Source organism: Nocardia amamiensis NBRC 102102 (genome assembly GCF_001612745.1).
Classification (GTDB): Bacteria; Actinomycetota; Actinomycetes; order Mycobacteriales; family Mycobacteriaceae; genus Nocardia; species Nocardia amamiensis.
This window is the reverse complement of sequence record NZ_BDBA01000296.1, coordinates 1-8,847: the sequence shown is the minus strand read 5'-3', so window position 1 is coordinate 8,847 and position 8,847 is coordinate 1. Positions and strand designations below refer to the sequence as shown.

The following is an 8,847-nucleotide window of genomic DNA, read 5'->3' as shown; positions in this document are numbered from 1 at the left end:
CATTGTCGGTTCACTCGCTGACGCTCGTTCACAGGCCCAGTCTGGCACGAAGACGCGGCGCCGAGGAGGGCCCGTTGTGCCCGAGTAGGGTCCGCGTGCAGCCGGCGGTGGACCTACGCTGATCGCGGTAGCGATTTCGGCGCAACGGCTGGGAGTTTCGATGGGTGCCGTGTTGGTCAAGGGGCAGAACGGGGCACTGGACGCCGCGCGGCTGCTGGTGTCGGTGCGGACCGAGGCCGCGGTCGACATGTCGGCGCTGCTGGTGACCGAAGCGGGCCGGGTGCGCTCGGACGCGGACTTCGTGTTCTTCAACCAGCCGAGTGGCCCCGGAGTGTCGCTTCGGCCGGGAACCCCTGCGGCCCTGGCGGTTTCGCTCGCCGAGCTGCCCGAGGATATCGCGCAGCTGCGCGCGGTGCTCACGCTCGACGATCCCGGGGCGACCTTCGGCGGGTTCCCGCCGCCCGTCGCCACGGTCGCGGACGAGGCGGGCAACGTGTTGTACGAGTACCGCATCGAGGGGCTGACCGGTGAATCCGTGGTGATCGCGCTCGAGCTGTATCGGCGGAACGCGGCGTGGAAGGTGCGGGCGGTCGGGCAGGGCTACGCGGGCGGGTTCGCCGCGCTCGTCACCGATCATGGCGTGAGCGAGCGTCAGCGAGTGAACCCCAGGACACAGCGCGCTCTCGCGCACGACGGAGCCGAGCGCCAGCGAGGTGCAGTCGTGAGCGTGGACGACGAGGCCGACGCCCCGGTGCCGGACCCGATCGCCGCGGCTTCGCCGTCTCCTGGCGCCGCGGCGACGGACGTCTTCACCGTGCCCGGTGAGGCCGGACTGTCGTTCGAGAAACGCGCCACGCTGGACCTGCGCAAGCGCGTGGTCGCGAAAGTCCTGGTCGATGGGGATGTCTTCGGGATTCGCGCCCGCGTCGTGCTCGTCATCGACAAGACCGGCAGCATGAACCGGCAATATCGCGACCAGGTGGTCCATCGCGTCGTGCAGCGGATGGTTCCGGTGGCCACGCAGCTCGATGACGACGGCACCCTGGAGGCCTACCTCTACGCCCTCTCCTTCGCCAAGCTGCCCGACATCACCGTCGAGCACGGCGAGGCGTGGGCCCAGACCTACCTGCACCTCGGCGGCACCCACGGGGGCATCGACTACGACCGGCTCGGGGGCCGCAACGACGAACTGCCGATCATGCGCGACATCATCGACTCGCTGCGTCCCGGCGACCGCCCGACGCTCGTGCTGTTCTTCACCGACGGCGGCTTCGCCAAGAAGCGCGAAATCGCGGCCCTCATGCGCGAAGCCTCGCTGCTCCCGGCCTTCTGGCAGTTCGTCGGTCTGGGCCGCGCCAACTACGGCGTGCTGCGGACCTTGGACGAGTTGTCCGAGCGGGCGGTGGACAACGCGGGCTTCTTCGCCCTCGACGACATCGATCAGGTCGACGACGCCCAGCTCTACACGCGCCTGCTGGGCGAGTTTCCGGACTGGCTGCGCGCCGCGCGCGCCGCCGGTATCCTGCGCTGACCGGCCTGCTCGAACCCGGACCGCGCGGCGGCACGGGCGAACAGCGCGAAGCCTGCCTGAACGCCAGGCCCAGCGTTATAGCGAGATGCTATGGCGGAGTGCGATTTCGGGACGGGTTCCGCGGTCAGCCGATGACGGCGTTCATGATGGTGCCCGCGCTGGTGGCGATCACGCCGCCGATCATGGCTCCCGCCACCATCTTCGGCGACTCGAGTCCGCCGCCGGTCCACTTCTCCCAGGCGAAGCGGCCACCGGCGTAGATGATGCCGCAGATGCCCGACAGCAGCACGAACCACGTCAGGTAGCGGACCAGTTGGAGGAACTTGTCGGAGATCGGCGGTGCTTCTGGGGTCGGGTTGCCGATCTGCGCCAGGGTGTCAAAAGCGGCGGCCAGGATCATCGTCGTTCGCTCATTCTGGATTCGGGACAGGGGCAGTGCTTCGCTGTGAAGATCGTATCCGTTCGCTCGCCGTGATGCAGTCAGGTCGGTGCAGCACAGGGAAGTTCGCGTCTTCCCGCCTTGCCGGGTGGGCCATACCTCTGGATGATGGGAGTGAGTGCGCAGGGCTGGCCGTCGCGCGGCGCCGGAATCGTCGGCGGGTTCGCTACGACCATGAGGGGGGCAATCGGGTTCTGATCCCGCTGCCAGGTCCGCGGCGTTCCACACAGTGCGCACACCAAGTGCCGCCCAGGGTCGTATCCTCAGTCGTGACCGAATTGATCGGTGGCCGAACAGCTTTCGTGTAGCGGCTCGGCGGCGGCGGGATTGTAATCGAGCATAGGGAGTAGACGGTGAGCATCATTCTGGCGTCGGTCGGCGATTCGTTCACGACATTGGCGCAGATCGGCGACCCGACCCCGGAGGCGCCGCCCTTGGCGGACAAGATCTTACGATTCGTCCGCTACTTCACGTGGTTCGCGCTGCTGTCCGGCATCGTCAGCATCATTTACGCGGGTGGTCGCTTCGCCTGGGAGAAGTGGAGTGGCAGCGGGTTGCAGTCGCCGAAGATGATCGCGGGCGCGATGCTCGGTGGCGTGGTCGCCACCAGCGCGGGCACCATCATGAACACCATCCTGGAAATCTGATCGCATGGCCGTGTGCGATCCGCCGGTCGGCGCGCCCCGCGCGAACGGATCGTCTGCGGCCTGTCGGTCATGACGCCGGCGGGGCAAGCGCGGTGGAACTCCGGTGTGGTTGCGAACGTCGCCCGCCACCTGCACGACGTTCAGGCAATCGGCTGGGCCGCACGACGCGCAGTCGAACCATCGGTCGGGCTCTGCGGTGTCGAGCCGCGCTCCCATCGCCCAGCCGAGCGCGCGTCGCCCCGGGCGCAGGGTACGCGGCCGACGCGCCGATCGTTCCGCCGTCCGCGCCTGTTCCGTCATCAGGGTGCTGACCTGCGATTTTCGCTGCCGATGGTCGCTATACTCCGGTGCGGATCTCGCGGTGCCCGATAGGATCGGAGGCGGAGCAGGATCATGGACCACAGGACCGACGGCAAAGTCATGTTGTCGCGGCGCTCGGCGTTCGGCCTTGCGGCGACATCAATGGCCGCGCTCGGATTGGCGGCGTGCGGCGGATCCGAGGACGAGGACTCCGCCGTACCCGGTGACGCGGTCGCGATCGCCAGGGACGCTTACATTTTCGGCTTCCCGCTCGTGCTGATGGACCTGACGCGCGCAACGGCCGAGACGATTGTCCCCCTCAACCGGTTCCGCCACACCAACTCGTTCGACGCCCAAGAGCAGCGCGAGGTGGTGCGACCGGATCTGGACACGATGGACTCGTTCGCCTGGCTCGATCTGACCCGCGAGCCGATGGTGCTGCAGGTTCCCGACATGGATCGGCCGCGCTACTGGCTGGCACAACTGCTGGACGCCTGGTCCAATACCGGGCACAACCCCAGCAGCATGCGCCCGCAGGCGAAGTCGGCGGAGCCACCGTACACCTACGTGGTGACCGGACCCGGCTGGTCCGGGTCGCTGCCGGAGGGGCTCACCCCGCTGCCGATGCCGACGCCGACGGTGTGGCTGATCAACCGGATTCAGGTCGACGGTCCCGGCGACGTGCCCAGGGTCCGCGACGTCCAGCAGCAGTTGAAGCTGGCTCCGCTGAGTGCGTGGACCGCGGGAGTGGACGTGCCCGCGCCTGCGGTGCCGCCGACCCGGCCGACGGCGCCCCCAGCCGCGCAACTCGCGGAGATGGCCCCCCGTGCCTTCTTCGGCCGAATGTGCGCCCTGATGGAAGTCAATTCGCCCGCACCCGAGGACGCACCCGCGATGCGGCGCTTCGCGAGCATCGGCATCGAGCCGGGCGGCGCGGTCAAAGCAGGCATTCCCGACGCCGATCTCGCCGCGGCGGTCGCCACCGCGCGGCAGCAGATCCCGGTGTACGTGGGGGAGACCACGATCGTCGAGAACGGCTGGATCTACGACCCGGGCACCGGCCGGTACGGTACCGACTACCTGGTGCGCGCCGCCATCGCTTGGAACGGCCTAGGTGCCGCCCTGCCCGAGGACGCGATCTACCCGACCGTCTACGGCACGGCGTATGCCAGCGATGGCCCGTCGCGTTTCCGGCTGCACTTCGCGCCTGACCAGTTGCCTCCGGTGGATGCCTTCTGGTCGCTGACCGCCTACACCGCCGACTTGTACCTGGTGCCCAATCCGGCCGAGATCTACGCGGTCGGCCACCATGTCCCGGTGGTGCTCAATCCGGATGGCTCCCTGGATCTCACCCTCCAGTGGGCCGATCCGGGCGCGGGCGTGCCAACGGGAAACTGGCTGCCTATTCCCGAATCGGGCCAGTTCTCGATGACGTTGCGCCTGTTCGCGCCGAAAATCGATGCGATAAAAGGGGTTTGGCGTCCTCCACCGCTCACGCCGCTACGGTGAGCTGGTCGTCACGCCCCCGGGTCCAGCGGGGACCTCATGGATCGGGTGTAGTCAGCGTCGCTGGTCGTGCGAGTTCTGCTGGGCCATTTGCGCTCCGATGGCAGGGTAGTTGGAGACGGTCGCGCGGACGTCCGCGAGGGCGCTGACCTGCGACTTTCGTCGTCTCGAGTGGCAATATTCCGGTGCGGATCTCGCTGGCCCGATAGGATCGGAGGCGGAGCAGGATCATGGACCACAGGACCGACGGCAAGGTCACGGTGTCGCGGCGCACGGCGCTCGGTATGGCAGCGACATCGGTGGCCGCGCTCGGATTGGCGGCGTGCGGCGGATCGGACGAAGAGAACCCCGCCGTGCCGGGCGACGCCGCCATGATCGCGAGGGACGCCTACATATTCGGCTACCCGTTGGTGTTGATGGATCTCACCCGGTCGGCGGCGGAGACGGCCACACCCGCCAACCGACTCCAGCACGCCGCCGCGTTGCCCACCCCGGCCCAGCGCGACGTTGTGCGGCTGGACCGGGACACATTGCGTTCGACCGCCTGGCTCGATCTGGAAGCCGAGCCGATGGTGCTGCAAGTTCCCGCGATGGGTGGTGGGCGGTTCTGGTTGGTGCAACTGCTCGACGCCTGGACGAACAATGTGCACAACCCGAGTAGTGCCCGGCCCCAGGCGAAGTCGGCGGCGCCGCCGTACACCTACGCGGTGACCGGCCCGGGTTGGTCGGGCGTGTTGCCCGGCGACCTCACCCCGCTGCCGATGCCGACGCCGACGGTGTGGCTGATCGTCCGAATTCAGCTCGACGGAGACGACGACCTGCCGGTCGTTCGCGCTCTGCAGCAGGAGCTGAAACTGGTTCCGCTGAGCGTGTGGACGAACGGCAGGCAGCCGCGCGCCGCGCCGCCCGGCGGGCTGTCGACGGCGCAGCCGCCCTCCGAGCAGATCGCGGAGATGGACGCGCGCGCCTTCTTCGACCGGATGTGCGCGGTGATGTCGACAAATCCACCCGCGCCGCAGGACGCGGCCGCTATGCGGCACTTCGCGGCCATCGGGATTCGGCCGGGCGGGAAGGTCCGCGGACTCTCCGATACCGAACTCACCGCCGCGGTGGAGACCGCCCAGCAGCAGATCCCGGTGTATATCGGCGCACGAATGGTCAACCAGGACGGCTGGCTCGTCGATCCCGAGGTCGGCAGGTATGGCACCAACTACCTGCTGCGCGCAATCATCGCCCGGATAGGCGTCGGCGCAGGCTTGCGCGAGAACGTCCTCAATCCGACGCTGTTCGCGTCGGCGGACGCCCGCGGCAGCATGGGTCGTTTCCGGCTGCATTTCGCACCCGGCCAGCTACCACCGGCCGATGCGTTCTGGTCGCTGACCGCCTACGACGCCGACAGCCAGCTGGTGCCCAACCCGGCGGGGATCTACTCGGTGGGCTACCAGGTTCCGGTGGTGCTCAATCCCGATGGCTCCCTGGATATCGCGGTTCAGTACGGAGATCCTGGGCCGAGCGTTCCCGCCGGAAACTGGCTGCCCATTCCGGATTCGGGCCAGTTCTCGCTGACGTTGCGCCTGTTCTCGCCAAAAGCCGAGGCAATGCAGGGGCATTGGCAACCGCCGCCGCTCACGCCGCTGCGGTTGAGCTAGTCGTCGCGCCCCCAGGTCCAGCGCGGGACCTCGCGGATCGGATGCAGTTCAGCGTCGCTGGTCGCGTGCGAGTTCTGCTGGGCCACCTGCGATCCGAAGGCCACATGCTCGTAGACGGCCGTGCGGAACTCCTCGTCGTCCAGCAGCCCGGCTTCCTCGAACGTCTGCATGTAGACCTCGACGAAGCGTTCCCGCTGCTCGTCGGTGATCTTCAGGTTCCGGTGCACCGCGATGATGTGGTCGAAACCCAGCTCGCGGGTGAAACGGCCGGGACCACCGAAGGATTCGGCGGTGAACCAGGTGAGATGGTCGACGTGGTGCGGCAGGCGTTCGGTGAACAGCGTCTTCAGCACCGGGTCGGCCAGCGCCTTGTCGTAGAACGCCGCTTCCACACGGTGCAGCACCTCGTCGCCGCCGACGTGCTCGTAGAGACTGGGCATGGGACCTCCGGCAAGCAGAACGGGCTGACGCTCCCATTACAGGCAGACCGGTCACCGGGTGTCCAGGCGAGTCGGTAGGTTGTCCGATATCGGCCAGCGGGGCAGACCGACCGGTCGCGCTGGTGGGCACCGAGAAAAAGTGAACGGGTTTTACTAAACACTGTTCACGGGCGTCCGATCTGTGATTGCATCTCCTTGGACCGTGTTCCCCACAGCGTCGTGCGGTCCGCGCCCAGACCGGTAGGAGTTAGCCGTGCCCGTGACCACGCCCTCGATCCCCACAGGATTCGACTTCACCGACCCCGACCTGCTCGCCACCCGCCTGCCCATCGAGGAGTTCGCCGAGCTGCGCCGCACCGCCCCGGTGTGGTGGTGCGCGCAGCCCGACCGCGCCAGCGGCTTCGACGACGGCGGTTACTGGGTCGTCTCCAAGCTCGAGCACATCAAGGAGATCTCCAAGCGCCCGGAGGTGTTCTCCTCCCAGCAGAACACCGCGATCATCCGGTTCAACGAGGAGACCACCCGCGAGCAGATCGACATGCTCGGCGACATGCTGCTGCTGAACCTCGATCCGCCCAAGCACACCAAGACCCGCCGCATCATCTCCAAGGGCTTCACCCCGCGCGCGGTGGAGAGCCTGCGCGCCGCGCTCACCGAACGCGCCGCCAGGATCGTGCACGAGGCGAAGAAGACCGGCGGCGGCGACTTCGTCGAGCAGATGGCCTGTGAGCTGCCGCTGCAGGCGATCGCCGAGCTGATCGGCATCCCGCAGGAGGACCGGAAGAAGATCTTCGACTGGTCCAACCAGATGATCTCCTACGACGACCCCGAGTTCGAGGGCGACCACCACGCCGCCACCGCCGAGGTGATGGGTTACGCCTGGAACATGGCCGAGCAGCGGCGCGCCTGCCCGGCGCAGGACATCGTCACCCAGCTGGTCAACGCCGACGTCGACGGCGAGCACCTCGGCTCGGACGAGTTCGCGTTCTTCGTCATCCTGCTGTCGGTGGCGGGCAACGAGACCACCCGGAACTCGATCACCCACGGCATGAAGGCGTTCGTGGACCACCCCGAGCAGTGGGAGATCTACCAGCAGCAGCGTCCGCGCACCGCGCCCGACGAGATCGTCCGGTGGGCCACCCCGGTCACCGCGTTCCAGCGCACCGCGACCCAGGACACCGTGCTCGGCGGCCAGGAGATCAAGAAGGGCCAGCGGGTCGGATTGTTCTACAGCTCGGCCAATTTCGACGAGGACGCGTTCGACGACCCGTTCACCTTCGATGTGCTGCGCAATCCGAACCCGCACGTCGGCTTCGGCGGCACCGGCACGCACTACTGCGTCGGCGCGAACCTGGCCCGGCTGCAGATCGATCTGATGTTCAACGCCATCGCCGACGTGATGCCGAACCTGCGGCAGGTCGCCGAGCCGGTGCGCCTGCGCTCGGGCTGGCTGAACGGGATCAAGCGCTGGGAAGTCGAATACGCTTGAATCGAGTGGTGCAACAGTCCAAACCACGGGGCCGTGCGCCGGTGGTGACCGACGGCGAGATCCGGCGGGTCGCAGGCGCGCTGCTGGTCGAGCGCGGGCCGGACGCGGTCACCCTGCGCGCTATCGCGCGCGAGCTCGGTGTCACCGCTCCCGCGCTGTACCGGTACTACAAGTCGCTGGAGGACCTGCTGGAGCGACTGCGGCTGGACTTCTGCGCCGACCTGGCCGAGGAGCTGTCCGCCGAGATCGCCACGCTGCCCGATGACGGCGCGGTGCAGTTCTTCGCCATCTGCCGTGGCTTCCGGCGCTGGGCGCTGGCGCACACCAGGGAGTTCACCCTGGTGTTCGCCTCGCCCGGCGCTGGGCAGGCGCGCCGATTCGACGAGCCGTTCGGCCGGATCTTCCTCGCCGCGACGGGCCGGCTGCTGGCTACCTATGACATCGTCACACCGCCCACCGACGTCATCCCGCCGGAGCTGCGCGAGGATCTGGTGCATTTCCAGACCGAACTGCTGGCGGCGCTGTCGGAATCCGGTCAGAAGTTCCCCGCCGAGAAACTGGATCTCGGGGTGACGTACCTGATGATCCAGATCTGGGCGCGGCTCTACGGGCATGTCACGCTCGAGGTGTTCGGGAACTACCCGATCCCGCTGGACAATCCGGAGATCCTGTTCGATGCCATGCTCGCCGATCTCGGGCGGACGGCGGGCCTGCTCGTCGACTGAGCCGGTGCGGCGTCCGCGTTATATGCGGGCGCCTTTGGCGCGGTTGCACGAGCGGCACAGGATCTGGAGGTTGGCGGCACTGGTCGCGCCGCCGCGGCTGAGTGGGATGATGTGATCGAAC

At 67.8% G+C, this 8,847-nt stretch carries 9 protein-coding genes; 6 read left to right on the top strand and 3 right to left on the bottom strand.

All coding sequences use genetic code 11. The features are described 5' to 3' along the window. The first annotated feature begins 160 nt into the window (after positions 1 to 160). Entirely contained in the window at positions 161 to 1,531 is a 1,371-nt protein-coding gene (locus NA4_RS35925; RefSeq protein WP_067480142.1) for a vWA domain-containing protein, read from the top strand. Positions 1,532 to 1,655: 124 nt separating this feature from the next. On the opposite strand, the gene NA4_RS35920 is transcribed toward NA4_RS35925, so the two are convergent. Then, positions 1,656 to 1,931 (bottom strand): hypothetical protein, encoded by a 276-nt coding sequence (locus tag NA4_RS35920; RefSeq protein WP_067480140.1) that lies wholly within the window; start codon positions 1,929 to 1,931, stop codon positions 1,656 to 1,658. A 392-nt stretch (positions 1,932 to 2,323) separates the two neighbouring features. Between NA4_RS35920 and NA4_RS35915 the strand changes: the two genes are divergently transcribed. The 3 genes from NA4_RS35915 (at position 2,324) to NA4_RS35905 (ending at position 6,072) form a co-directional block, all read left to right on the top strand. Next, positions 2,324 to 2,617, top strand: coding sequence for a hypothetical protein (locus NA4_RS35915; RefSeq protein ID WP_067480139.1), 294 nt, complete (start codon positions 2,324 to 2,326; stop codon positions 2,615 to 2,617). A gap of 393 nt (positions 2,618 to 3,010) precedes the next feature. Beyond that, positions 3,011 to 4,426, top strand: coding sequence for a DUF1254 domain-containing protein (locus tag NA4_RS35910; protein ID WP_067480137.1), 1,416 nt, complete (start codon positions 3,011 to 3,013; stop codon positions 4,424 to 4,426). A 227-nt stretch (positions 4,427 to 4,653) separates the two neighbouring features. Next, entirely contained in the window at positions 4,654 to 6,072 is a 1,419-nt protein-coding gene (locus NA4_RS35905; protein WP_067480135.1) for a DUF1254 domain-containing protein, read from the top strand. Here NA4_RS35905 and NA4_RS35900 read toward each other — a convergent pair. Beyond that, complete coding sequence (locus NA4_RS35900; RefSeq protein ID WP_067480133.1) at positions 6,069 to 6,512, bottom strand: group II truncated hemoglobin; 444 nt, start codon at positions 6,510 to 6,512, stop codon at positions 6,069 to 6,071. The two genes, NA4_RS35905 and NA4_RS35900, sit on opposite strands and share 4 nt — an antisense overlap. A gap of 259 nt (positions 6,513 to 6,771) precedes the next feature. Between NA4_RS35900 and NA4_RS35895 the strand changes: the two genes are divergently transcribed. After that, positions 6,772 to 8,001, top strand: a complete 1,230-nt coding sequence (locus NA4_RS35895; RefSeq protein WP_067480131.1) for a cytochrome P450 — start codon at positions 6,772 to 6,774, stop codon at positions 7,999 to 8,001. Positions 8,002 to 8,009: 8 nt separating this feature from the next. Further along, positions 8,010 to 8,726: a TetR/AcrR family transcriptional regulator gene (locus NA4_RS35890; RefSeq protein ID WP_067480144.1), complete on the top strand. Its 717-nt coding sequence runs from the start codon at positions 8,010 to 8,012 to the stop codon at positions 8,724 to 8,726. An 18-nt stretch (positions 8,727 to 8,744) separates the two neighbouring features. Here NA4_RS35890 and NA4_RS39780 read toward each other — a convergent pair whose 3' ends face one another. After that, complete coding sequence (locus tag NA4_RS39780) at positions 8,745 to 8,834, bottom strand: HNH endonuclease (protein WP_245671751.1); 90 nt, start codon at positions 8,832 to 8,834, stop codon at positions 8,745 to 8,747. Between the last annotated feature and the right edge of the window lie 13 nt (positions 8,835 to 8,847).